Here is a 25743-nt window from a genome sequence, read left to right as displayed (position 1 = left end):
ATATTGTTGCTAAATTCGCAAAAGACTTTGCACATTTTGCTAATTTCACCGTACCGCTCTGTGACGTACTATAGTCGACAAACTTCTCACCTTGAGGATAAAAAATGAGCAATATCCTGATTATCAACGGCGCGAAGAAATTCGCCCACTCCAATGGTCAACTGAACGACACCCTGACCGAAGTCGCGGATGGCACGCTCCGCGACCTCGGGCATGATGTCCGCATCGTTCGCGCCGACAGCGACTACGATGTCAAAGCCGAAGTACAAAACTTTCTCTGGGCTGATGTGGTTATCTGGCAGATGCCTGGCTGGTGGATGGGCGCGCCGTGGACGGTGAAAAAATACATTGATGATGTGTTCACCGAAGGTCACGGTACGCTGTATGCCAGCGATGGTCGTACCCGCAAAGATCCGTCGAAAAAATACGGCTCTGGCGGCCTGGTGCAGGGCAAAAAATATATGCTTTCCCTGACCTGGAACGCACCAATGGAAGCCTTCACCGAAAAAGATCAGTTCTTCCACGGCGTCGGCGTTGACGGCGTGTATCTGCCGTTCCATAAAGCAAACCAATTCCTTGGCATGGAACCGCTGCCGACATTTATCGCTAATGACGTGATAAAAATGCCTGATGTTCCCCGCTATACTGAAGAATATCGCAAGCATCTTGTGGAAATTTTTGGTTAACTAGAGCTCTGGCTTTAGAAGGAGTTAACCATGCTTACAGTAATCGCTGAAATCCGTACTCGTCCTGGCCAACATCACCGTCAGGCGGTATTGGATCAGTTTGCTAAAATCGTTCCAATCGTACTGAAGGAAGAAGGTTGCCACGGCTATGCGCCGATGGTGGATTGCGCTGCTGGCGTGAGTTTCCAGTCTATGGCGCCGGACTCTATCGTGATGATTGAGCAGTGGGAAAGCATTGCCCATCTTGAAGCGCATCTGCAAACCCCGCACATGAAAGCATATAGTGAAGCCGTAAAAGGCGACGTGCTGGAGATGAATATTCGTATTCTGCAGCCGGGGCTTTGACATTTCTGACCTGAGGCCGGTGCTGTTACCGGTCTCAGGTCAGATTAGCCAGTCTTTCTTCCCGTTTTCAAACCCCGATGGAAATCGTTAATTCGCTTAATGGTTTTAACCGCACGCTGCGGCACTGCGGAAGCCACCGACCAGACAATCATTTCCAGGCACAACAATACCGTACCATGTAGCGGCGTTTTCCCCTTTTCATCGCCGCGCGGAACATGAATCACGATACTGGCGTCTTTGCTAAAACGCGAATCCAGAGCGTTTGTCAGCAAAATAACAGGGATCCCCAGCCGTCTTGCTTCACGCAGCGTTGTCAGTCCTTCCCGGTGTGCGGATTTTTGCGCCATCATGATCAATACATCACCACGCTGAAGCGCGATCAGTTGCTCGGCAAGGCCAATACCAGTACGGTTTAGCGCCGTGGCGGGTAAGCCAATACGATTGAATAACCGTGCAGTATAGTCCGCCAGAATACCCGAAGCGCCAATGCCAAAAATAACAACTTGCCGCGCCTGCACCAGCATAGCTACCGCTTGTGCAAGCGCATGGCGGTTTTCAGGCTCTGACAGGACATTACAGGTATACAAATGCCCTTCAAGAACAAAATCGATTGCGGTGTTAACATCGCTCGTCAAGTTACTCACCGTCGTAGACATCTTTTCGCTGGAACTAAGAGCAGGACCAAGCCACTGTTCCAGAGTGCGTTTCAGATCTCGTAGCCCCGCAAACCCCAGGGCCTGTATAGCCCGAATCACTGTGGCATCAGAAGTGTTCAATGTGGTCGCAATTTCCATCGCCGTTTGCTCGAGTACCACTTCACGATGTTCATTAATGTAGCTGGCGACGGCTCTTAACCCAGGCGTTAACTGACTCGCGCGAGTACGAAAACGCTCACCAAAAATATCAACTCGTGTTTTGTCTTTCTGAATCATTTGGCCTCCGGTAGAGGTCGCCCTGCAATTTGTGATTGTATCTGCGCGGCTATCAGCCCCAGCGATGCAAAGGAGTTAGAAATCGCCTCTTCACGAGAAATCAGCACATAGCGCCCGGAACGACAGGCCGTCAGAAATTGACACCATCCCGGCATGACTTTTTCCATTGCTGCCAGCTCATCCTGAGGTTTACCACCGGTGTCACCACGCCAGGTTGCAAAAACAAAATCGGCATCCAGTTCAGGCAAACGCTCCGCGCTCACATCCATTCGCCCACCTTCAGGAATGCTCTCAATCAGCGGCGGAAAGAGAAAACCAGCATCGCGTAATACACGCCCCAGCGAATGATAGCTATGCATCACATTAATTTTTCCCTGATTTGCCTGAATCACCGATACCGTTATTTTTTGGCTGTCCAGCGTCGCCTTCAGCGCATTGATTTGTGCCTGATAGCGGCGTTCAAGTATCGCCAGCCGCGCCTGCGTTCCTGTAAGTTCTGCCAGCTTGCGGTAGATTTCTGGCGCGCCCCCTTTGAGATGATCAATGCTCACCGTGGGCGCAATTTTTTCCAGTTGTTCAATGGGCGTATTACGGGTCGGTTCTGTGATGATCAGATCAGGCTTTGCCGCCACAATCGCTTCAATATCAATATCAGCAGTTCCAATAAAGGCTATCGATGAATTATCGAAGTCGACGCCTGTTAGTAACGTGCCTGATCGAATGAAATGGCTACCATCAGGCCGTGTTCGCCCGTGGCTGGCGACAGGAGGTACACCGAGCTCAATCAGAGGAATAGTGATATCAAGGTCGTGTAAAGAGACAATTCTCTTTGGATGTGCAGGAACAGTGACTTTGCGCCCCAAATCATCAGTAAAGACCTGAACCGGTTCTGTTGCACGGGCAAAAAATGACAACAGTATCAGCAGAGAAAAAAATAAACGCATATAACTCCCGTTAAAAACTGTTCCTGCGCTGCCAGAGCAGTAGTAAAAAGAATGGTCCACCAATCAGTGAAATAATGATTCCGGCTGGCAGTTGCAAAGGCAAAAAAGCCAAACGACCAATGCTATCCGCCAGGATAACTAATAACGCCCCCGATACTGCGCTCCCCAGCAGTAATGTCGTCTGCCCGCCACGCAGAATAAAACGTGATATATGCGGTGCTATCAATCCGACAAAACCGATGTTACCAACACACGAAACGCAGACAGCTGTCAGGATTATTGGTGCGGCGACACGTAACAACGCCAGACGAGAACTATTCACCCCTAACCCGGTTGCAACCTGATGACCAAGCAGAGCGATATCCGCCGTCCTGGCGGTGAACAGCAATAAAAGAGCGGCTGGCAACATCCAACAGGCTGAAATACCGACTAACATCCAGTTAGCTGCATGCAGGCTTCCCGATAACCACATCAATGCAGTTTGTACATCTCGAACATCTGCAGTGGTCATAAATACACCGATACCGGCGGCGAAAAACCAGGAAACACCAATACCAATCAGAACAAATCGCGGGCGGGAAATATCGCGCGCACAAAAAATCACGATTAAAGCCACCAACAAGCCACCAGCAAGACCAGCCACTGGACGCCAGAACATTCCCAGCATTGGAAACTGGAAAATCAGCCACAGTACCGCCACGCTACATCCTTCTTTGACGCCGATTAAACCAGGATCGGCAAGGCCGTTACGCGCAATGGATTGCATCGCGGCCCCCGCCATACCTAACATGGCTCCGCATAGCAATGCCATGATGACTCTCGGCAAGCGAATATCCTGCACAATATAACGTGCGTCTGTGCTTACGTTTTCTGGAGCAAACAACGCTCGTCCTACTTCCGATGCCGGGACAGAAAAAGAACCATGCATCAGACCGAATATCAGTATTCCAACCGCAAACAGAAACAGCCCACCAAGCAACACCAGATTTTTAGGGCGTACCAGTGTCGAAAACTTACCAACACGTAGTGAACGTAGCCCGACGTTCATTATCCGACTCATTTGAACATCCTCGTCGCCATAATGACAAAAACAGGCGCACCAACTAACGCCGTCATGACACCGGTCGCTAACTCATGGGGCGTGAAAAGCGTCCGGGCAATAATATCTGCCAGTAATAACAAAAGCGCGCCGACACAAGCTGAAAGAGGGAGCAGAACGCGCAGATCCGCTGATACCAGACGCCTGACAATCTGCGGTACTAGCAGACCGACAAAACCAATGGGGCCAGCAATCGATACGGCTGCGCCACAGAGCAACGCGATCGCAAGCAGAGTGAATGTTCGCGTGCGGAGTACCGAGACGCCCAACCCCTGCGCCATGCGATCACCCAGTGCCAACATGTTAAGAGAGGGCGCAAGGTAAATGGCTAACACAACCCCCCCCAGAGAAAACCAGGCGGACGTACCCAGCGTCGCCCAATCCTGCCCCGCTAAATCACCTGCTAGCCATGTCCGCATCGCCAGCAGTGTTTGTTCGTCAAGAATCAGGATTGCAGCCGTTATTGAGGAAACAAACGCCGATAGCGCCACGCCGCATAAAGTAACTTTCATTGGCGTTAACCCTGAACGCCCTGCGGAGGAAAGCAGCAATATCAACAGGAACAATAACGCGCCGCCCGTAGATGCCAGCAGTGGGCGTCCAACCGGAAAGGCCAGCCCAAGCGCACTGGCAGCAACGACAGCAAGAGCGGCTCCGGCATTTAAGCCTAAAATATGTGGCTCCCCCAATGGGTTACGAATGACAGCCTGCAACAAAGCACCAGCAACGCCAAGAGAAGCACCAGTCAGCAATGCTGCCGCTAAACGCGGCAAACGGAGTCTTACAATTACGTTGTGATCGAAGTTTTGCGGTTCAAAATGAAGAAATGCCTGCAACACCGTTTGTGGTGCAATAAATCGGGCACCAATCCCTGGATATACCACGCATCCCACCAGCAGTAAGGCGAGGAAAAATACAGTAACCAGCCCCGCGCGCATCATACTTTTTCTACACCACGAAACGGCATGAAAAACGGTTTCCCCGTCAGAGGATTTATTGATGCGTGAACATCAACGTCAAAGACAGCTTTTACCAGCTCAGGCGTGCAATGCTCCCCCTCATTCAATACACGCACCACTTTTCCCTGGCGTAAAAATATCAACGTATCACCATAATTCACGGCAAAATTCAAATCATGCAACACCACAACGACTGTACGCCCGTGATGACGCGTTAAATCATGTAATAATTCAAGAATTTCAACCTGATAACGTAAATCAAGCCAGGTTGTGGGTTCATCCAGCAGGATATAAGGCGTCTTTTGCGCCAACACCATCGCAATCCAGCAGCGCTGGCGCTGCCCACCAGAGAGTTTTTCAACCGGTAAATGTGCAAACTCCTGCGTACCGGTTAATTTCAGTGCCTCTTCTACCGCCTGTTCGTCGGCGTCGCTCCATTGACGTATGAAATTTTGCCAGGGAAAGCGCCCACGCGACACCAGTTCATAAACGGTTAAGCCCTCCGGCAATAATGGCGACTGCGGCAAGATCCCAAGTCTGCGGGATAACTCTTTCGTTGGTTGCTCGTGAATCGCTTTACCATCCAGCAATATCGAGCCGCCCATGGGTTGCAAGATACGTGCAATGGTGCTGAGCAACGTCGACTTTCCACAACCGTTTGCCCCAACCAGAACGGTCATTTTTTCTGTGGGAACGGAGAAAGAAACACCATCAACAATGATTTTCTTGTGATACCCGGCAGAAACATTGTCGAGGATCAGCCCCTGCCCTTTTGCGTTATGTGCCACGTGTACGCCAACTTAATCAAAGACAAACAAAAATAAAACTCATTCTCCTTTGAGAGTTTGACGCCACAAAATGTAGTAGTCAAGAAGTTAAAAGCCACACAAAAACAAGGTAAATAACAGGTTAAATATTTTTAATGATAAAAATAAAACCATTATGTATTAATAATTTAATCACAACTAAATTGCATTAATCTCTCATAAAAACACATGTAGCAATTTTTTGTTATTTCTCATTTACTACTACATAACCACATGATTGAATGATTCTCAATTACATATCCGATGGCGAAATAACAAACGGATAGTGCTTAGTGAGCAACAAGAAACAATTTTCACTCGCGACAATCCGCGAGTTTTTGGGATAACAGACTAAATGGCTAAGTTCACACCTTCATTCTCAGGAGTCACAGGCCGGGCGCTCTTTTCACTGCTCTTTGCGGCACCGATGATTCATGCAACCGACACTGTAACGACCAAAGATGGCGAAACAATCACTGTTACAGCGGATGCAAATACCGCAACTGAGGCTACCGATGGTTATCAACCTCTGAGCACCTCCACGGCGACATTAACCGATATGCCAATGCTGGATATTCCGCAGGTGGTCAATACGGTTAGCGATCAAGTACTGGAAAATCAGAATGCGACGACGCTGGATGAGGCGCTTTATAACGTCAGTAACGTGGTACAGACCAATACATTAGGCGGGACTCAGGATGCTTTTGTACGCCGTGGGTTTGGCGCAAACCGGGATGGCTCGATCATGACCAACGGTCTGCGAACCGTACTTCCTCGCAGCTTCAACGCCGCAACAGAACGTGTGGAAGTGCTAAAAGGCCCGGCCTCCACGCTGTATGGCATTCTCGATCCTGGCGGACTGATTAACGTCGTGACAAAGCGCCCGGAAAAAACATTCCATGGTTCTGTCTCAGCCACGTCCTCCAGTTTCGGTGGTGGCACCGGGCAACTTGATATCACAGGCCCCATTGAAGGCACTCAGCTGGCATACCGCCTGACGGGGGAAGTGCAGGATGAAGATTACTGGCGGAATTTCGGTAAAGAGCGCAGTACATTTATTGCCCCATCACTCACCTGGTTTGGTGATAATGCAACAGTAACCATGCTCTATTCCCATCGGGATTATAAAACGCCGTTCGATCGTGGAACGATTTTCGACCTTACGACGAAACAGCCCGTAAACGTTGATCGAAAAATACGTTTCGACGAACCGTTTAATATTACAGATGGTCAGTCCGATCTGGCGCAACTCAACGCAGAATATCATCTCAATAGCCAGTGGACAGCGCGCTTTGATTACAGCTACAGCCAGGATAAATACAGCGATAATCAAGCTCGCGTTACCGCGTATGATGCAACGACAGGAACACTGACACGGCGTGTTGATGCAACTCAGGGATCTACCCAGCGTATGCATTCTACTCGTGCGGATCTGCAAGGGAATGTTGATATTGCTGGATTCTATAATGAAATTTTGGGTGGGGTGTCATATGAATATTATGATCTTCTGCGCACAGATATGATTCGCTGTAAAAACGCTAAAGATTTCAATATTTATAATCCTGTTTATGGCAATACCAGCAAATGCACAACGGTCTCGGCGTCGGACAGCGATCAGACGATCAAACAGGAGAGCTACTCAGCGTACGCACAGGACGCACTCTATCTGACCGATAACTGGATTGCCGTCGCCGGGATCCGCTATCAGTATTACACGCAGTATGCGGGTAAAGGCCGCCCTTTTAATGTCAATACTGACAGTCGCGATGAACAATGGACTCCCAAACTGGGGTTGGTCTACAAACTGACGCCATCGGTATCCTTATTTGCTAATTATTCGCAAACATTTATGCCGCAATCGTCAATTGCCAGCTACATTGGCGATCTTCCACCGGAATCATCTAATGCTTACGAAGTCGGGGCAAAATTCGAGCTGTTCGATGGTATAACCGCAGATATTGCGCTGTTTGATATCCATAAACGTAACGTCTTGTATACCGAAAGTATTGGTGACGAAACCATCGCCAAAACGGCAGGCCGCGTTCGTTCAAGAGGGGTAGAGGTCGACCTTGCGGGAGCATTAACTGAAAATATTAATATAATTGCCAGCTACGGCTATACCGATGCTAAGGTTCTGGATGATCCTGATTATGCAGGAAAACCATTGCCGAATGTTCCTCGTCATACCGGTTCGCTATTCCTGACCTATGACATTCACAACATGCCAGGCAATAACACACTGACGTTTGGCGGTGGCGGACATGGCGTAAGCCGTCGTTCGGCAACCAATGGGGCTGACTATTATCTGCCAGGCTATTTCGTTGCCGATGCCTTCGCCGCATACAAAATGAAATTGCAGTATCCGGTCACTCTGCAATTAAACGTCAAAAACCTGTTTGATAAAACGTATTACACCTCTTCCATCGCCACAAATAATCTGGGCAACCAGATTGGCGATCCTCGTGAAGTGCAATTCACGGTGAAAATGGAGTTTTGATAAAAAAGCCCGGTATACGATTGTATACTGGGCTATGTTTTATTCTCCTGACGGGAGGATTATCAGACCTCAATCTCCGCCATGTCGCCTTTCTCTTGCAACCAGTTACGGCGGTCTTCCGAGCGTTTCTTCGCCAGTAGCATATCCATCATCGCGTCAGTACGCTGATCGTCTTCATCATCAATGGTTAACTGCACCAGACGGCGAGTATTCGGATCAAGCGTGGTTTCGCGCAATTGCATCGGGTTCATTTCCCCCAGCCCTTTAAAACGCTGAACGTTCGGCTTGCCTTTCTTGCGTTTTAATTGCTCAAGTACGCCCTCTTTCTCTTCTTCTGTCAGCGCGTAATAAACCTCTTTACCCAGATCAATACGGTAGAGCGGTGGCAGAGCGACGTAAACGTGACCATGTTTCACCAGCGTGCGGAAGTGTTTTACAAACAAAGCGCAGAGCAGCGTGGCAATGTGCAGGCCATCGGAGTCCGCATCCGCGAGGATACAGATCTTGCCGTAACGTAGCTGGCTAAGATCATCGCTGTCAGGATCAATACCGATCGCTACCGAAATATCGTGCACTTCCTGCGAGGCCAGTACTTCATCGGAAGAGACTTCCCAAGTGTTAAGGATCTTACCTTTCAGCGGCATGATCGCCTGATATTCACGATCGCGCGCCTGCTTGGCGGATCCGCCTGCGGAGTCCCCTTCCACGAGGAACAGTTCGGTACGATTGAGATCCTGCGCAGTACAGTCTGCCAGTTTTCCGGGCAGTGCCGGTCCACTGGTCAGCTTTTTACGTACCACTTTTTTGGCGGCACGCATACGACGCTGGGCGCTGGAAATTGCCATCTCAGCAAGTAGTTCCGCCGCCTGGACGTTCTGGTTCAGCCACAGGGTAAAGGCATCTTTCACCACGCCAGAAACGAATGCCGCACATTGACGCGAAGAGAGGCGCTCTTTGGTCTGCCCGGCAAACTGCGGGTCCTGCATTTTTACTGACAGCACATATGCGCAGCGATCCCAGATATCTTCCGCCGACAGCTTCACGCCGCGCGGCAAAATGTTGCGGTATTCGCAAAACTCACGCATCGCATCCAGCAAGCCCTGACGCAGACCGTTAACGTGCGTACCGCCCTGCATCGTTGGGATCAGGTTGACGTAGCTTTCGGTCAGCAGTTCACCACCTTCCGGTAGCCACAGTAGCGCCCAGTCAACCGCTTCAGTATCGCCAGCGAAATTACCAATAAACGGTTTTTCCGGCAGCGTCGGTAAACCATTTACCGCTTCCGCCAGGTAATCGTTCAGACCGTCCTGATAGCACCAGCGTTGCTCAGTGTTGTTGATCTCATCTTTAAAGGTGATCTCAACGCCGGGACACAGTACTGCTTTGGCTTTCAGTACATGTGTAAGCCGGGAAACAGAAAAGCGCGGGCTGTCAAAGAAGGTTTCATCCGGCCAGAAGTGCACGCTGGTGCCGGTATTTCGTTTACCGCAAGTGCCGACAACCTGCAAATCCTGAACCTTTTCGCCATTTTCAAAGGCGATATTATAAATCTGACCATCGCGGCGCACGTTGACTTCTACGCGCTTTGACAGGGCGTTAACCACCGAGATCCCCACGCCATGCAGGCCGCCAGAGAACTGGTAGTTTTTGTTAGAAAATTTACCGCCTGCGTGCAGACGGCAAAGAATCAGTTCAACCGCCGGTACACCCTCTTCCGGGTGAATATCCACCGGCATCCCGCGCCCATCGTCAATAACTTCTAACGACTGGTCAGCATGTAAGATTACATCCACGCGTTTTGCGTGACCCGCCAGTGCTTCATCGACACTGTTATCAATAACTTCTTGCCCCAAATGGTTAGGGCGAGTGGTATCGGTATACATCCCCGGGCGGCGGCGAACCGGCTCAAGCCCGGTGAGTACCTCAATGGCATCAGCGTTATAAGTTTGCGTCATGGTTTAAGTTAGCAATTCGAGTTGATCGTCAGAAATGGTGCAGACCAAGAAAATCGACGATCGGGTTGAAATAATCTTCGAAGCCCGTAAATGCGTGGTTGCCGCCTTCTATTACAGTCTGGCGGCAGGAAGCGTAGTACGCCACCGCCTGGCGGTAATCCAGCACTTCATCTCCCGTCTGTTGCAGCAGCCAGATAAGATCCGGCGCTTCCAGCGGGTCAATCTGCATGACTTTGAGATCGTAAATATGGCGTGACTCTAGCACATATTGCTGCCCGGTGTAGGGGTTCTCGTTCTGACCGAGATAGTCTGTTAGCAGTTCAAACGGGCGCACCGCCGGGTTTACCACTACTGCGGGCAGCATAAAACATTGCGACAACCAGGTGGCGTAATATCCCCCCAGTGACGAACCGACAATACCCAGCGAATCGCCGCCATGTTCCAGGACAATGGATTCCAGCAGTTCTGCCGCGTCGGAAGGATACGGCGGCAACTGCGGAATGATCATCTCAACGTCAGGGTGATGTTCCGCCAGCCAGTTTTTTAACAAGCTCGCTTTTGCAGAGCGCGGCGAGCTGTTGAAACCGTGTAAATAAAGAAGCGTAGACATCAGTAGCCTTCTGAAGCGGTATCAGGTTGGAAACGTGTGTCCGCCAGGCGATGCACCTCGGTGGTCAGCGTGCCATCAGCATGTAACTCGAGAGTACGCCAGCCGGGCGCGATGGTGTCCAGCGTAAAGTTGGAACAGTGCGGCTTAAACTGCACACAGGTCGACGGCGTTGCCAGCAGGCGGCGACCGTTCCAGTCGAGATCCAGCTCCTGATGAATATGACCGCACAGCAAGTATTTGACGTGCGGAAACTTCGCCAGCACGGTATCCAGTTCGCCCGCGTTACGCAGGCTGTGTTGATCAAGCCAACTACAACCCGCAGGTAGCGGATGATGATGCAGCAGCAGCAACGTATGGCGTTCTGGCGCATCGGCCAGTTTACGTTCCAGCCACTCAAGCTGAAACTCGCTCAGCTCACCGTGCGGCACGCCAAACACCTGGCTATCCAGCAACAGGATTTGCCATTGCTCACCAATAAACACCCGCTTCGCCGGGGAGATACCCGCATCCTGTAACGCGCTGTACATCGCGGGCTGGAAATCGTGGTTGCCCGGCAGCCAGACGCAGGGCGCACGAAAACTTGCGATGCCTTCAGCGAAATGCTGATAGGCCGCAGAGGATTGATCCTGCGCTAAATCACCTGTCGCGACAATCAGGTCGAATTCGTGCTGGTGTGGCCGAATCGCCTCCAGCACCGCCTGGTAGCTTTCCCAGGTGTTTACCCCTAACAGGGCTTCGTGCTTTTGCGCAAACAGGTGAGTGTCGGTAATTTGTAAAATCCTGACTCTGGCCTCACCAGCCAGAGGAAGGGTTAACAGGCTTTCCAAATGGTGTCCTTAGGTTTCACGACGCTAGTAAACCGGAATCGCCATCGCTCCATGTGCTAAACAGTATCGCAACCAGTCCGCTAGAAACTGATTAATTTGATGCTTTTCGTCGCGTTGATGCAACTTTTTATTAGGATAATCATACCGCGCTTTGAAGCGAAAAATCTGCTGGCTTGAACACACTTCAGCCACCATCGCGTCATGATACAGACGCACCGTCATTGACGGAAGGCTCCAGTAACTGATCGCGGGCGCAGTCTGTTCTATTGTCACCAGGGTAGTGTATCGGGTCGATTCCACAATCGTCAGCCGATATTGTGCGTTTGCCACCTGATAGCTTACAGTTTCGCCGGGTGCGTCATTGCGCGGCAACAAACGGCGCAATTGTGAAAAGTTCATCTCGCACAGGCGCATCATTTCAGGAAAGTCAGGTGTGTAACGCTTCATTTATGCCCACTCATTTTTTAACGCTTGATGATGCAGCTGCAGCCATTGCAAAGCGATGACCGACGCTGCGTTGTCGATTTTCCCCTCTTCTACCCACTGGTATGCCTGTTCCCGGCTTACCACATGAACGCGAATATCTTCGTTTTCATCAGCCAGACCGTGAATACCGCTTGCGGTCGTGGCGTCCACTTCGCCCACCATAATTGACGAACGCTCACTGGTGCCCCCCGGGCTTGCCAGGAAACTTAACACCGGTTTGGTCCGTTTGACTATCAGTCCCGCCTCTTCAATCGCTTCGCGACGGGCAACATCTTCCACACTTTCACCCTCTTCAATCATCCCGGCAACCATCTCCAGTAGCCAAGGGGTTTCGCTGGTGTCGTACGCTGCAATCCGAATCTGCTCAATCAGCACAACTTCATCACGCACTGGGTCAAAGGGTAGCAAGACTGCGGCGTGACCGCGCTCAAAAATTTCCCGCCGTACCTCATGACTCATTTGCCCGTTGAATAGACGATGACGAAATCTATAAAGATCTAATGAAAAAAAGCCGCGATAAAGTGTTTCTCGTGCAATAATTTCTACATCGTTTTTGCCAAATGTAACGGGCAGGTTGTCTGGCTTAAGCATTGTTAATGTCCTGGCACTAATAGTGAATTAAATGTGAATTTCAGCGACGTTTGACTGCCGTTTGAGCAGTCATGTGTTAAATTGAGGCACATTAACGCCCTATGGCACGTAACGCCAACCTTTTGCGGTAGCGGCTTCTGCTAGAATCCGCAATAATTTTACAGTTTGATCGCGCTAAATACTGCTTCACCACAAGGAATGCAAATGAAGAAATTGCTCCCCATTCTTATCGGCCTGAGCCTTTCTGGGTTCAGTTCGTTGAGCCAGGCCGAGAACCTGATGCAAGTTTATCAGCAAGCACGCCTTAGTAACCCGGAATTGCGTAAGTCTGCCGCCGATCGTGATGCTGCCTTTGAAAAAATTAATGAAGCGCGCAGTCCATTACTGCCACAGCTAGGTTTAGGTGCAGATTACACCTATAGCAACGGCTACCGCGACGCGAACGGCATTAACTCTAACGCGACTAGTGCGTCCCTGCAGTTAACTCAATCCATTTTTGATATGTCGAAATGGCGTGCGTTAACGCTGCAGGAAAAAGCAGCAGGGATTCAGGACGTCACGTATCAGACCGATCAGCAAACCTTGATCCTCAACACCGCGACCGCTTATTTCAACGTGTTGAATGCTATTGACGTTCTTTCCTATACACAGGCGCAAAAAGAAGCGATCTACCGTCAATTAGATCAAACCACCCAACGTTTTAACGTGGGCCTGGTAGCGATCACCGACGTGCAGAATGCCCGCGCACAGTACGATACCGTGCTGGCGAACGAAGTGACCGCACGTAATAACCTTGATAACGCGGTAGAGCAGCTGCGCCAGATCACCGGTAACTACTATCCGGAACTGGCGGCGCTGAATGTCGAAAACTTTAAAACCGACAAACCACAGCCGGTTAACGCGCTGCTGAAAGAAGCCGAAAAACGCAACCTGTCGCTGTTACAGGCACGCTTGAGCCAGGACCTGGCGCGCGAGCAAATTCGCCAGGCGCAGGATGGTCACTTACCGACGCTGGATTTAACGGCTTCTACCGGGATTTCTGACACCTCTTATAGCGGTTCGAAAACCCGTGGTGCCGCTGGTACCCAGTATGACGACAGCAATATGGGCCAGAACAAAGTGGGCCTGAGCTTCTCGCTGCCAATTTATCAGGGCGGAATGGTTAACTCGCAGGTGAAACAGGCCCAGTACAACTTTGTTGGTGCCAGCGAACAACTGGAAAGCGCGCATCGTAGCGTCGTGCAGACCGTACGTTCCTCTTTCAACAACATTAATGCATCTATCAGTAGCATTAACGCCTACAAACAAGCCGTGGTTTCCGCCCAGAGCTCATTAGACGCGATGGAAGCGGGCTACTCGGTCGGTACGCGTACCATTGTTGATGTGTTGGATGCGACCACCACGCTGTACAACGCCAAGCAAGAGCTGGCGAATGCGCGTTATAACTACCTGATTAACCAGCTGAATATTAAGTCAGCCCTGGGTACGTTGAACGAGCAGGATCTGCTGGCACTGAACAATGCGCTGAGCAAACCGGTTTCCACTAACCCGGAAAACGTTGCACCGCCAACGCCAGAACAGAATGCTATTGCTGATGGCTATGCGCCTGATAGCCCGGCACCAGTTGTTCAGCAAACATCCGCACGCACTACCACCAGTAACGGTCATAACCCTTTCCGTAACTGATGACGATGACGGGGCTTCGGCCCCGTCTGAACGTAAGGCAACGTAAAGATACGGGTTATCTGCCGCATTCTTCCCCCTTCTCGCTTCAATTTCGACCAGCCATCCTCTATTCTGATGGGTATTTACCACTGGTCCCGGAAGACAAAAATGAAACGGACAAAATCCATACGCCACGCATCGTTCCGTAAAAACTGGAGCGCACGCCATCTGACACCAGTCGCTCTCGCGGTTGCCACTGTTTTTATGCTGGCTGGCTGTGAAAAGAGTGATGAAACAGTGTCTCTCTATCAAAATGCTGACGACTGTTCAGCTGCAAACCCAGGCAAAAGCGCCGAATGTACCACCGCGTACAACAATGCGCTGAAAGAAGCCGAACGTACTGCGCCGAAATACGCCACCCGTGAAGACTGTGTTGCTGAATTTGGTGAAGGTCAGTGCCAGCAAGCACCAGCCCAGGCTGGCATGGCACCAGAAAACCAGGCGCAGGCTCAGCAATCCAGCGGGAGTTTCTGGATGCCGCTGATGGCCGGTTACATGATGGGGCGTCTGATGGGCGGCGGCGCGGGATTTGCACAGCAGCCGCTGTTCTCCTCGAAAAATCCAGCCAGTCCGGCTTACGGTAAATATACCGACGCGACGGGTAAAAACTATGGCGCAGCCCAGCCAGGCCGCACCATGACCGTACCGAAGACGGCAATGGCACCAAAACCGGCGACCACCACTACCGTTACCCGTGGCGGTTTTGGTGAATCTGTTGCCAAACAAAGCACTATGCAGCGTAGCGCAACCGGCACCTCTTCTCGTTCAATGGGTGGCTGATACCGATGGAAAGAGTCAGTATTACCGAGCGCCCGGACTGGCGTGAGAAAGCCCACGAATACGGTTTCAATTTTCACACCATGTACGGCGAGCCGTACTGGTGTGAAGATGCTTACTACAAGTTGACCCTCGCCCAGGTTGAAAAGCTGGAAGAAGTCACCGCCGAACTGCACCAGATGTGCCTGAAAGTGGTGGAAAAAGTGATCGCCAGCGATGAGCTGATGACCAAATTCCGCATTCCAAAACACACCTGGAGTTTTGTGCGCCAGTCATGGCTGACGCACCAGCCATCGCTTTATTCGCGTCTTGATCTGGCGTGGGATGGCACTGGCGAACCTAAACTTCTGGAAAATAACGCCGATACGCCAACGTCACTATACGAGGCGGCGTTCTTTCAGTGGATCTGGCTGGAAGATCAGCTTAACGCCGGTAACTTGCCGGAGGGCAGCGACCAGTTTAACAGTCTGCAAGAAAAACTGATCGATCGCTTCGTTGAGCTGCGTGAACAGTATGGCTTCCAGTTGCTGCATCTCACCTGCTGTCGCGACACAGTGGAAGATCGCGGAACCATTCAGTATTTGCAGGACTGCGCAACGGAAGCTGAAATTGCTACTGAGTTCCTCTACATCGATGATATCGGGTTAGGTGAAAAAGGTCAGTTCACGGATTTACAGGATCAGGTAATTTCCAACCTGTTCAAGCTGTATCCGTGGGAATTTATGTTGCGTGAGATGTTTTCCACCAAGCTGGAGGATGCAGGCGTACGCTGGCTGGAACCGGCGTGGAAGAGCATTATCTCCAACAAGGCACTTCTACCGCTACTGTGGGAGATGTTCCCGAATCACCCGAACCTGCTGCCCGCTTATTTTGCGGAAGATGATCATCCGCAAATGGAAAAATATGTGGTTAAACCGATCTTCTCCCGTGAAGGCGCAAACGTGTCGATCATTGAGAACGGCAAAACCATTGAAGCAGCGGAAGGTCCGTATGGCGAAGAAGGCATGATTGTTCAGCAATTCCATCCACTACCGAAATTTGGCGACAGTTATATGCTGATTGGTAGTTGGCTGGTGAATGATCAGCCTGCCGGAATTGGGATTCGTGAAGACCGTGCATTAATCACCCAGGATATGTCACGGTTTTATCCTCATATTTTTGTAGAGTAATCAATGATACCGGATGGCATTCGCCATCCGGTTTCATTGCTCAAATAAGGCATTTACGCCGCATCTGACAGCCGTTGCCGGATGTGGGCCGACAAAGGGGGACATTTTCTCCGTTAGCCTACCTGCACCGACAACATGCTTAAACTGCCCATCTCTATGCCATCAACCGGAACAGTCACCGGCTCCTGACCATCCCACGCACCTAATACATACAACAGTGGCAGAAAGTGTTCCGCTGTTGGGTTCGATAACGCCCCACCTTCATGGTCGAGGTAATTCACTAGTGGATGCTCCTCAACCGCCCCTTGCCACGTCAGATTCGCTTTCACATACTCATTAAATGACATCGCCCACGGATACGGTGAACTATCACCATGCCACTTCACCGTGCGCAGGTTATGCACCACGTTGCCACTGGCAACTAACATTATCCCTTCATCGCGCAGCGCCGCCAGTTTACGTCCCATTTCGAAATGCCACGCGGCGGGTTTAGTGCTGTCAATACTCAACTGTACCAGCGGGATGTCAGCGTCAGGATACATCTTAATCAGCACGCCCCAGGAACCGTGGTCAAAACCCCACGCTTCTTTATCCAGGGTAACGGGTACTGGTGCCAGCAATTCGACCAGTCGCTGTGCCAACGCTGGTGAACCCGGAGCCGGATAATGCGTTTCGTATAATTCCTGAGGAAAACCGCCAAAGTCATGAATTGTCGGCGGCGTTTCCATCGCCGTTACTCCCGTGCCACGAGTAAACCAGTGCGCAGAAATAGCGACTATCGCTTTCGGGCGCGGTAATGTCTCGCCTAGCTGCTGCCAGGCCTGGGTATATAAATTATCTTCCAGCACATTCATCGGACTACCGTGACCTAAAAACAATGCTGGCATACGCGTTGAAGACATGATGATATCCTTAATTGAAGGTGTCATTTTGATATCCTCACAATACGCTTGTTCGGTGGGCGAAGAACCCAGATAACCATGATGATGATCATCAGTTATTTTGAAGCTCCACCTGAAGTTGAAGAATTATAAGGAGTTGTCGATGTCAGTACCTCTCATTCTGACCATACTGGCGGGGGCAGCCACGTTTATTGGCGCGTTTCTCGGCGTTCTTGGACAAAAACCCTCAAACCGACTGCTGGCGTTTTCGCTGGGATTTGCGGCGGGGATCATGTTGCTCATCTCATTAATGGAGATGCTTCCTGCCGCATTAGCCGCCGAAGGGATGTCGCCTGTGCTGGGCTACGGTATGTTTATCGTTGGTTTGCTGGGCTATTTTGGCCTGGACCGCATGTTGCCCCATGCCCACCCGCAGGATTTAATGCAAAAATCAGTGCAGCCGCTACCAAAATCAATCAAGCGCACTGCCATTTTGCTCACTCTGGGTATCAGCCTGCATAACTTCCCGGAAGGGATTGCCACCTTTGTCACAGCGAGCAGTAACCTGGAGCTGGGCTTTGGTATCGCTCTGGCAGTGGCGTTGCACAATATTCCTGAAGGTCTGGCAGTAGCAGGACCGGTTTATGCTGCAACAGGCTCGAAACGCACCGCAATTCTGTGGGCCGGGATTTCTGGACTGGCAGAAATTCTCGGTGGTGTTCTGGCGTGGTTAATCCTCGGTAGCATGATTTCTCCAGTGGTAATGGCAGCAATCATGGCGGCGGTTGCGGGTATTATGGTCGCACTTTCCGTTGACGAATTAATGCCATTGGCCAAAGAAATTGATCCCAATAATAACCCCAGCTATGGCGTGCTATGTGGAATGTCAGTAATGGGGTTCAGTTTAGTGCTGCTACAAACGGCAGGAATTGGTTAAAAACGACTTCAGATGTTGTCCCGCGCATGGACAACATCTGCAGACATCACAAAAGCTCTATTCCAGCTTTTCTGCTACTTCTTCTCTCGCACTGCTTAAGTATTTGTTACGCGCTTCCAGCAGTGCGTCTCTGTCCTGGCGGAACGCCCGACAATAACGTTTCAGATGCAGAAAATAACCCACCACAACCAGCGCAATCAATACAATCCAGTACCAGGCGATAAACATCCTTTTTACCCTTAATATTTAACATTATTAAACATTTGGCGAATAAATTTCACACATCCATTTTCGGATATATTCATATGGTCGCATAATAGAGAAACAATTATATGATTTCGATCATATTTAATGAACAGGAACATATCATTTGTTGTTCGAAAAACACCCTTTACATTAAAAATACTTATACTTATTTCAACATAGGGTATCTATTCATTATATATATTTCATTGTTGCCATTTTATGTAACCCATATGTTTACAATATTTCATTAGCATTCAGAATATAAATGAAAAGCTATTACCGACAAGCACAAACCGCCTAACAACGGAGGTTAATTTCACCTGTTTACTCAAAACAACATTCACCACATCAATTAATTTTATTTATTTTGATTGATGTAATAGCAAATTCATTTTCTTTATTTATTGTTTAAGTTTTTCTTAAAGTCAATTTAAAAAAACATAACAAGACTTGCATTTAGCCACGTGATAACATTTTACTGAAATTAATATTTCATTCAAAAAATATATTTTCTCTCATATTTCATACTTCCTATTTATAAAGGATTATACTCATGTTAAAGAAAACCCTTCTGTCTGCATTCGCGGCTACGTTAATTTCTGGTGTCGCTTTTAACGCTCTTGCTGATGATACAAATCAGGGGTCAGGTAAAATCACTTTTAAAGGTGAAGTTATCGATGCACCATGTTCTATCGCGCCTGGTGATGAAGATCAAACCATCAACCTTGGTGAAGTTGCCAGCACTGTATTGAACAGTGGACAAAAATCTCTGCCGGTAGATGTCACCATTCATCTGCAGGACTGCATTTTGTCTGATGGCACAAATACTGTCGATAAAGTCAAAATTACCTTCAGTTCTGCCAGCGTTGATACCACTGACTCCAGCCTGCTGAAAAACACCCTTGATGGCAACATCGGTAGTGCATCGGGTGTTGGTGTTCGCCTGATAAAATCTGACAACACTAATGTGACCCTGGGTACTCCAGTCACCATCAATTTCCCTACCACCAACTCATTCCAGGAGCTGAACTTCAAAGCTCGCATGGAATCCCTGGCTAAAAATGCAACACCAGGTAACGTCCAGGCGCAGACAAACTATGTCCTCGACTACAAATAATAATACTCATAGATAACGCCAGAAAATCAAGCCGATGAAGTTTCATCGGCTGTTTGGGACATTGTAAAAATGGATTTTTATGCAAACTAAAAACACGTTTAGTCGGGATAAATTATCTCTCTCAATAAAAAATGTCCTTTCTGGTGTTGTATGCTCACTGTTATTAGTTTTTCCGACACAAGCGGTAGAATTCAACGTTGATATGATTGACGTTGAAGATCGTGCAAATATCGATCTCTCCCGATTCGAGAAAAAAGGATATATCACCCCAGGCAAATATCTTGTTCGCGTGCAGATCAATAAAAATATATTACCGCAAGCGTCGACGCTGGACTGGGTAAAAGCAGATACAGAAAGCGGTTCGTTACTGTGCCTGACGAAAGAGCATTTAACTAACTTTGGCCTGAATGAAGAATTCATTGAAACCTTACAAACAATACAAAGCACTGACTGCCTTGATTTAAGCCTAAAACCAGAATTAATAACGCGCCTCGATAAGTCAACAATGGTGTTATCACTCAGTGTTCCTCAGGCATGGCTCAAATATCAGGCCAAAAACTGGACTCCCCCCGAATTCTGGGATGACGGTATCGCAGGGTTTATTCTCGACTACAACCTGTACGCCAGTCAGTATGCGCCACATCACGGCGACAGCACCCAAAATATCAGTTCCTACGGCACATTAGGTTTCAACCTCGGCGCATGGCGTTTACGCAGTGATTATCAATATAATCAGAATCTTACTGAAGGCCGTTCCGTTAGCCACGACGGCGACTTTGCGCGCACCTATTTGTTCCGTCCTATCCCCACATGGTCATCAAAATTTACCATGGGGCAATACGATCTGAGTTCCAATCTTTACGATACATTCCACTTTACTGGTGCATCCTTAGAAAGTGACGAAAGTATGTTGCCACCCGATTTACAGGGTTACGCCCCGCAAATTACCGGTATCGCGCAGACTAACGCCAAAGTCACCGTTGCACAAAATGGTCGAGTCCTTTATCAAACTACCGTTTCACCAGGGCCATTTACCATTTCTGATTTGGGGCAATCGCTCCAGGGGCAACTGGATGTCACTGTAGAAGAAGAAGATGGTCGCACCAACACCTTTCAAGTCGGCGCTGCTTCTATCCCTTATTTAACCCGTAAAGGGCAAGTGCGCTATAAAATGTCACTTGGGAAACCAACCTCCGTTGGGCATAACGATATCAATAACCCATTCTTCTGGACGACGGAAGCCTCATGGGGATGGCTGAATAACGTCTCTCTCTATGGCGGCGGCATGTTTACGGCTGATGATTATCAGGCGATTACTACCGGTGTAGGTTTTAACCTTAATCAGTTCGGCTCGCTTTCATTCGATGTCACCGGCGCAGAAGCCTCTCTGCAACAACAGAATAGCGATAAATTACGCGGCTATAGTTATCGGTTTAACTACGCAAAACATTTCGAATCAACTGGGAGCCAGATTACCTTCGCGGGTTATCGTTTCTCTGATAAAGATTATGTGTCGATGAGTGAGTATCTCGCCTCGCGCAACGGCGATGAAAACGTCGATAATGAAAAAGAGAGCTATGTAATTTCGCTGAACCAGTACTTTGCTGCGCTGGAGCTGAACTCTTATCTCAATATTACACGTAATACCTACTGGGACCGTGAAAGTAATACCAATTACTCCCTGTCTTTGAGCAAAAATTTTGATATTGGTGATTTCAGAGGGATCTCCGCTTCGCTGGCAATAAGCCGGATTCGTTGGGATGACGACGAAGAGAATCAGTATTATTTCTCATTCTCTCTGCCTTTACAGCAAAATCGTAATATCTCATACAGTATGCAACGTACCGGTGACAGTAATACCTCGCAAATGATCTCCTGGTATGACACATCAGATCGTAACAATACCTGGAATATTTCAGCATCGGCAACAGACGACAATATCCGCGATGGAGAGCCAACACTGCGCGGAAGTTATCAGCACTATTCTCCGTGGGGACGCCTGAATATCAACGGTAGTATGCAACCAAATCAATACAACTCAATCACTGCTGGCTGGTACGGCTCTCTGACAGCCACGCGTCACGGTGTTGCGCTTCATGATTATAGCTACGGTGATAATGCCCGCATGATGGTGGATACAGACGGCATTGCTGGCGTTGAGATTAACTCTAACCGTACCGTGACCAACGGGATGGGCGTTGCTGTTGTTCCTTCTTTATCGAACTACACCACCGCCATGCTAAGAGTGAATAACAACGAATTGCCCGAAGGTGTGGATGTTCAAAACTCAGTCATTCGCACCACGCTCACTGAGGGCGCGATCGGTTACGCGAAACTGAATGCCAGCACCGGATATCAGATCGTCGGAGTGATCCGCATGGAAAATGGCCGTTTCCCGCCACTGGGAGTAAGCGTAACGGATAAAGCATCAGGTAAAGATGTGGGCCTGGTTGCAGAAGATGGCTTCGTTTATCTCAGCGGAATTCAGGAAAATAGTACATTGCGTTTAACATGGGGGGATAACATGTGCGAAATGACTCCGCCCAATAAAAGTAATATCAGCGAAAACGCTATTATTTTACCGTGTAAAAAAGTCAATTAATTCAGGATGAATGAAATGAAAATGCCAATAATCACAACGGGAATGATTTGTTTACTGGTGATAAGTTGTTTTGCCCAGGCCACGGTTTCACCGGACAGGACGCGCATTATTTTTAATGCTTCTAGTAAAAGTGCGACAGTTCGTCTGACCAATCAAAGCAAAACTGAACCTTATCTGGCGCAGTCATGGATTGAAGATGCCAGCGGCAAAAAAACACGCGACTATATTTCAACACTGCCGCCAATGGAGCGTATCGAAGCAGATGAACAGGTGCAAATTCGTCTGATGGCACTGGCATCGCTCAATAACTTACCACAAGACAGGGAAACCTTGTTCTACTATAACGTCCGGGAAATTCCGCCTCGCGCCAAAGAACAGAATGTAATGCAGATCGCGATGCAAAGCCGCCTGAAATTATTCTGGCGTCCAAAAGCCATTGAATTAAAAGAGGGGCAAATGGTGCCTCTGCAAAAAGTCACGGTAAGCCGTACTGCGACAGGACTCACGCTCAATAATCCAACGCCTTATCATATTACTGTTGGTTATATAGGCACTAACGGAAAAACATTAATGCCTGGGGCAGACAGCATTATGGTAGCACCGTTTGCAACAGCGACTCAGCACCTGAACAACCTGCCAGCCACATTCCTGCTCGGTTTTGTTGGCGACTATGGTGGTCTGGAAATGTTTAAAGTTGAGTGCAACTCCGTCCAGTCTCTGTGTCAAAGCACATCAGCCAGAAAGGGAAAATTATGATTACGCTTTTTAGGCTGTTAGCTATTCTGTGTTTGTTTTTTAACGTTTCTTCTTATGCTGTCGATTGCTATCAGAATAAAAACAAAGGACCTACGCTGATCGAAAAGGAGATGCCCTCCTTCAGAATTCCTCAAAATGCCATTCTGGGTCAGAAAATTTGGGAAAGTGACGATATCGCTGTCCACGTTTTTTGCAACAATGCAGGTAACTGGTCATCTGCTAACCCCACAGAAAATATTCATGCCTGGATCAAATTGGCAGAGTTTAATGATCCCATCGTTCTGAACAACCCGTATTTAATATTTGGTGTGACTTATAACGGTCAGGACTATGAAGGAAATGGTCAGAGCATAGATACGGGAGTGTGTCTGGATCGAAAGAATTCAACGGGGGATCAATATACAACTAAAGCTTGTAATGGCAGCACATATCAGAAAAATAACGAATTCAATGCTCGTTTTCGCTTGTATGTAAAACTCGCTCAATTTCCCCCTTCTACAGAGGGCCTCAGTTGGGACTTTGGGGATGTAAACGTGTTGCAATTTGATGGTGGACAAGGTGCAAACACTAACCCCGGAGCAAAAAACCTTCATGTGAATATTACAGGTCTAGACAATATTTCATTTCTTGATTGCGGCGTAACTATGCGCATTTATCCAGAGAGCCAGATCGTCAACTTTGGTCAAATCGCTGCAAACTCTTTCTCGACATTTCCCCCCAAAGCAGCTTTTAGTGTTTCAACAATAAAAGATGCCACTGCTGATTGCAGCGAACAATTTGACGTTGCAACAAGTTTCTATACAAGTGACACACTCTACGACGATACCCATCTGGAAATGGGAAATGGTCTGTTGATGAACATCATCGACCAAAAAACGAAGGATTCCGTAATATTTAACCAGTATAAAATATTTACCACCTATGTACCGGGACAATCTTCCACCACGGCGACCCATGACTACCTGGCGGAATTAACACAAAAACCTGGCGAATCGCTTAGATTCGGCCCCTTCCAGAAAGACTTGATCGTAAAAATAAACTATCACTAAATAGCAAAAAAGCCGGGGTCAGTCCAGATGCCCGGCTTTTCTATATTCAAAATATACAGGCTATTAACTGGCTTTACGCTCGTGCGCCTGACGATAAGCCACCAGATCTTCGATAGTAACCAGTGCCATATTGTGTTTATTCGCAAACTCAATGCACTCTGGCGCACGCGCCATGGTGCCATCGTCATTAGTCAGCTCACACAGTACACCTGCCGGTTTAAACCCTGCCAGCGTCATCAGATCAATGGTCGCTTCAGTATGACCACCGCGAGTCAGTACACCACCCGCCTGTGCGCGCAGTGGGAAAACGTGGCCCGGACGATTCAGATCTGACGGTTTCGCGCCATCGGCAATAGCAGCACGAACGGTTGTAATACGATCAGCGGCAGAAACACCGGTAGTCACACCTTCAGCAGCCTCAATGGTCACGGTAAAACCGGTGCCATAGGCGCTGGTGTTATTTTCTACCATCATTGGCAGATCGAGTTGCTTACGGCGATCTTCAGTGATGCACAGGCAAACAATACCGCTACCGTGGCGAATGGTCAGCGCCATCTGCTCAACGGTCATCGTTTCTGCCGGGAAGATCATATCGCCTTCGTTTTCACGGTCTTCATCATCAAGCACCATTACACCGCGTCCTTCACGCAGCGCAGCCAGTGCATTTTCAACACGTTCGAAAGGCGTACCAAAAGAGGAAAGTAGCGTCTGATTCATGGTAAAAAAACCTCACTAAAATTATGGTTACCAGAATCAGGGCAGTCTTAGGAGTGGCGGCATATAGCCAAAATAACGTGAGCGGGTCCATGCCCGACAGAATCGTTACTCTCTCCCATCCGGACTCTAACCGTCGGCCCCGGAATTACACCGGATCTGCTGTCCTTTGAGTTTGCCCCCAAAGCGCTCGCGGGCTTTCAACTAAGTTGATTTACCGCCGGTGGGGAATTTCGCCCCGCCCTGAGAATAAGCGGATTCACTATAACGCTAATGATTAGCGGCGGCAACGCACAGGTTCACATAATTCTGGTTTATGACTTACCCTTATCGCACTACAATGGCACTAAACACCTATCAGTACAGGGAAACTACAATGATTGACCCGAAAAAAATTGAGCAAATTGCTCGCCAGGTTCACGAATCAATGCCTAAAGGAATCAGGGAGTTCGGGGAAGATGTGGAGAAAAAAATCCGCCAAACCCTGCAGGCGCAGTTGACGCGTCTCGATCTTGTGAGCCGTGAAGAATTCGACGTTCAGACGCAGGTTCTGTTACGGACCCGTGAGAAACTGGCGTTACTGGAACAGCGCATCAGTGAATTGGAAGCACGCAATAATCCGGTAGCAGAAGTTCAGTCTCCTCCAGCCATCCCACCCGTTGATAAAGCAGAATAAAGCAACACAAAAACGGGCCAAATGGCCCGTAATATCAATGTTCTAATTCCAGTTCTTTTGACTGTGTCATCCGCTGGCAATACCAGGCATAGCGGGCGCAAAACCAGGTCCGATGTTCTTCATCCATATTACCGGTGACGGCCAGAATATCGACCGGGCGGCCTTCAGAATGCATTCTGGCAAAACTACGCGCCAGGAAATCGAAATTATTTAAAGAATTAAGACTATGATCCATAAGCACATCCTCCGGTTATCGCATACCTTTTAAGGCTATATGCTTTTTCTGATTTCAGTATTCCCTAATCAGTGTAGTGCCTTTAAACATAACGTGCGTAAATATATTGTTTAGGATCACAC

Annotated in this window: 26 protein-coding genes and 1 riboswitch; of the genes, 12 read left to right on the top strand and 14 right to left on the bottom strand. The window is 48.8% G+C overall.

The features are described from left to right. Positions 1-104 precede the first annotated feature (104 nt). A complete protein-coding gene (mdaB, locus tag C3D30_RS02305; RefSeq protein ID WP_000065430.1) occupies positions 105-686 on the top strand; it encodes an NADPH:quinone oxidoreductase MdaB in 582 nt (193 codons plus the stop codon). 30 nt (positions 687-716) lie between these two features. Next, entirely contained in the window at positions 717-1031 is a 315-nt protein-coding gene (locus C3D30_RS02300) for a putative quinol monooxygenase (RefSeq protein ID WP_000958592.1), read from the top strand. 44 nt (positions 1032-1075) lie between these two features. Here C3D30_RS02300 and C3D30_RS02295 read toward each other — a convergent pair whose 3' ends face one another. Genes C3D30_RS02295 through C3D30_RS02275 form a run of 5 tightly spaced genes read right to left on the bottom strand, consistent with a single transcriptional unit; the run spans position 1076 to position 5753 of the window. After that, a complete protein-coding gene (locus C3D30_RS02295) occupies positions 1076-1963 on the bottom strand; it encodes a MurR/RpiR family transcriptional regulator (protein ID WP_000614947.1) in 888 nt (295 codons plus the stop codon). After that, on the bottom strand, positions 1960-2907 hold the full coding sequence (locus C3D30_RS02290; protein WP_105286397.1) for an iron-siderophore ABC transporter substrate-binding protein: 948 nt from the start codon (positions 2905-2907) through the stop codon (positions 1960-1962). Before C3D30_RS02290 ends, C3D30_RS02295 begins: the two co-directional genes overlap by 4 nt. A 10-nt stretch (positions 2908-2917) precedes the next feature. After that, positions 2918-3955, bottom strand: coding sequence for a FecCD family ABC transporter permease (locus tag C3D30_RS02285; protein WP_123058514.1), 1038 nt, complete (start codon positions 3953-3955; stop codon positions 2918-2920). Positions 3956-3963: 8 nt separating this feature from the next. Continuing rightward, positions 3964-4947: a FecCD family ABC transporter permease gene (locus tag C3D30_RS02280; RefSeq protein WP_000984132.1), complete on the bottom strand. Its 984-nt coding sequence runs from the start codon at positions 4945-4947 to the stop codon at positions 3964-3966. After that, the gene (locus C3D30_RS02275; protein ID WP_000940877.1) at positions 4944-5753 is read right to left on the bottom strand and encodes an ABC transporter ATP-binding protein; all 810 of its coding nucleotides are present in this window, start codon (positions 5751-5753) and stop codon (positions 4944-4946) included. Before C3D30_RS02275 ends, C3D30_RS02280 begins: the two co-directional genes overlap by 4 nt. 373 nt (positions 5754-6126) lie before the next feature. Here C3D30_RS02275 and C3D30_RS02270 point away from each other — a divergent pair, with 373 nt between their 5' ends. After that, a complete protein-coding gene (locus tag C3D30_RS02270) occupies positions 6127-8268 on the top strand; it encodes a TonB-dependent siderophore receptor (protein WP_105286395.1) in 2142 nt (713 codons plus the stop codon). A gap of 62 nt (positions 8269-8330) precedes the next feature. On the opposite strand, the gene parE is transcribed toward C3D30_RS02270, so the two are convergent. The 5 genes from parE to nudF are packed head-to-tail and all read right to left on the bottom strand — an operon-like array spanning position 8331 to position 12737. Beyond that, positions 8331-10223, bottom strand: a complete 1893-nt coding sequence (gene parE / locus C3D30_RS02265; protein ID WP_000195277.1) for a DNA topoisomerase IV subunit B — start codon at positions 10221-10223, stop codon at positions 8331-8333. A 28-nt stretch (positions 10224-10251) separates the two neighbouring features. Continuing rightward, positions 10252-10833 (bottom strand): esterase YqiA, encoded by a 582-nt coding sequence (yqiA, locus tag C3D30_RS02260; protein WP_105286394.1) that lies wholly within the window; start codon positions 10831-10833, stop codon positions 10252-10254. Further along, entirely contained in the window at positions 10833-11660 is an 828-nt protein-coding gene (cpdA, locus tag C3D30_RS02255) for a 3',5'-cyclic-AMP phosphodiesterase (RefSeq protein ID WP_000444747.1), read from the bottom strand. Before cpdA ends, yqiA begins: the two co-directional genes overlap by 1 nt. A 24-nt stretch (positions 11661-11684) precedes the next feature. Next, positions 11685-12107, bottom strand: a complete 423-nt coding sequence (locus tag C3D30_RS02250) for a DUF1249 family protein (RefSeq protein WP_000833393.1) — start codon at positions 12105-12107, stop codon at positions 11685-11687. After that, positions 12108-12737 carry an ADP-ribose diphosphatase gene (gene nudF, locus C3D30_RS02245; RefSeq protein WP_000917117.1) on the bottom strand — a complete coding sequence of 210 codons (630 nt, stop codon included), beginning with the start codon at positions 12735-12737 and terminating at the stop codon, positions 12108-12110. A 204-nt stretch (positions 12738-12941) separates the two neighbouring features. Here nudF and tolC point away from each other — a divergent pair, with 204 nt between their 5' ends. The 3 genes from tolC to C3D30_RS02225 all read left to right on the top strand — a co-directional run bounded on the left by tolC (position 12942) and on the right by C3D30_RS02225 (position 16408). Continuing rightward, on the top strand, positions 12942-14423 hold the full coding sequence (tolC, locus tag C3D30_RS02240; protein WP_105286393.1) for an outer membrane channel protein TolC: 1482 nt from the start codon (positions 12942-12944) through the stop codon (positions 14421-14423). A 147-nt stretch (positions 14424-14570) separates the two neighbouring features. Further along, complete coding sequence (locus C3D30_RS02230) at positions 14571-15242, top strand: DUF1190 family protein (RefSeq protein ID WP_000831543.1); 672 nt, start codon at positions 14571-14573, stop codon at positions 15240-15242. Positions 15243-15247: 5 nt separating this feature from the next. After that, positions 15248-16408, top strand: coding sequence for a glutathionylspermidine synthase family protein (locus tag C3D30_RS02225; protein ID WP_000442860.1), 1161 nt, complete (start codon positions 15248-15250; stop codon positions 16406-16408). A gap of 113 nt (positions 16409-16521) precedes the next feature. Here the strand turns inward: C3D30_RS02225 and ygiD are convergent, their stop codons facing one another. Continuing rightward, positions 16522-17310, bottom strand: coding sequence for a 4,5-DOPA-extradiol-dioxygenase (gene ygiD / locus C3D30_RS02220; protein ID WP_024191170.1), 789 nt, complete (start codon positions 17308-17310; stop codon positions 16522-16524). Positions 17311-17452: 142 nt separating this feature from the next. Here ygiD and zupT point away from each other — a divergent pair, with 142 nt between their 5' ends. Then, positions 17453-18226 carry a zinc transporter ZupT gene (gene zupT, locus C3D30_RS02215; protein ID WP_000115866.1) on the top strand — a complete coding sequence of 258 codons (774 nt, stop codon included), beginning with the start codon at positions 17453-17455 and terminating at the stop codon, positions 18224-18226. A 57-nt stretch (positions 18227-18283) separates the two neighbouring features. On the opposite strand, the gene yqiD is transcribed toward zupT, so the two are convergent. Then, positions 18284-18454 (bottom strand): protein YqiD, encoded by a 171-nt coding sequence (gene yqiD, locus C3D30_RS20455; RefSeq protein WP_000469267.1) that lies wholly within the window; start codon positions 18452-18454, stop codon positions 18284-18286. A gap of 571 nt (positions 18455-19025) precedes the next feature. Between yqiD and C3D30_RS02205 the strand changes: the two genes are divergently transcribed. From C3D30_RS02205 to C3D30_RS02190, 4 genes are all read left to right on the top strand, one after another. Beyond that, positions 19026-19589: a fimbrial-like protein gene (locus tag C3D30_RS02205; RefSeq protein WP_000915004.1), complete on the top strand. Its 564-nt coding sequence runs from the start codon at positions 19026-19028 to the stop codon at positions 19587-19589. Positions 19590-19668: 79 nt separating this feature from the next. Next, positions 19669-22191, top strand: coding sequence for a fimbria/pilus outer membrane usher protein (locus tag C3D30_RS02200; RefSeq protein ID WP_105286392.1), 2523 nt, complete (start codon positions 19669-19671; stop codon positions 22189-22191). Between the two features lie 15 nt (positions 22192-22206). Beyond that, positions 22207-22947, top strand: a complete 741-nt coding sequence (locus C3D30_RS02195; protein ID WP_016159762.1) for a fimbrial biogenesis chaperone — start codon at positions 22207-22209, stop codon at positions 22945-22947. Further along, the gene (locus C3D30_RS02190) at positions 22944-23996 is read left to right on the top strand and encodes a fimbrial adhesin (protein ID WP_016231454.1); all 1053 of its coding nucleotides are present in this window, start codon (positions 22944-22946) and stop codon (positions 23994-23996) included. The genes C3D30_RS02195 and C3D30_RS02190 overlap by 4 nt, the downstream gene beginning before the upstream one ends. Positions 23997-24059: 63 nt before the next feature. On the opposite strand, the gene ribB is transcribed toward C3D30_RS02190, so the two are convergent. After that, positions 24060-24713, bottom strand: coding sequence for a 3,4-dihydroxy-2-butanone-4-phosphate synthase (ribB, locus tag C3D30_RS02185; protein WP_001076997.1), 654 nt, complete (start codon positions 24711-24713; stop codon positions 24060-24062). A gap of 103 nt (positions 24714-24816) precedes the next feature. Beyond that, positions 24817-24965: riboswitch (FMN riboswitch) on the bottom strand. 121 nt (positions 24966-25086) lie between these two features. Between ribB and ubiK the strand changes: the two genes are divergently transcribed. Continuing rightward, positions 25087-25386: a ubiquinone biosynthesis accessory factor UbiK gene (gene ubiK / locus C3D30_RS02180; protein WP_010347865.1), complete on the top strand. Its 300-nt coding sequence runs from the start codon at positions 25087-25089 to the stop codon at positions 25384-25386. A 34-nt stretch (positions 25387-25420) separates the two neighbouring features. On the opposite strand, the gene glgS is transcribed toward ubiK, so the two are convergent. Then, positions 25421-25621: a cell surface composition regulator GlgS gene (gene glgS / locus C3D30_RS02175; protein WP_010348753.1), complete on the bottom strand. Its 201-nt coding sequence runs from the start codon at positions 25619-25621 to the stop codon at positions 25421-25423. Between the last annotated feature and the right edge of the window lie 122 nt (positions 25622-25743).

This window comes from Escherichia sp. MOD1-EC5433, from assembly GCF_002966005.1.
Taxonomy (GTDB): domain Bacteria; phylum Pseudomonadota; class Gammaproteobacteria; order Enterobacterales; family Enterobacteriaceae; genus Escherichia; species Escherichia ruysiae.
The sequence above is the reverse complement of the archived record's forward strand: the minus strand, read 5'-3'. Positions and strand labels throughout refer to the sequence as shown.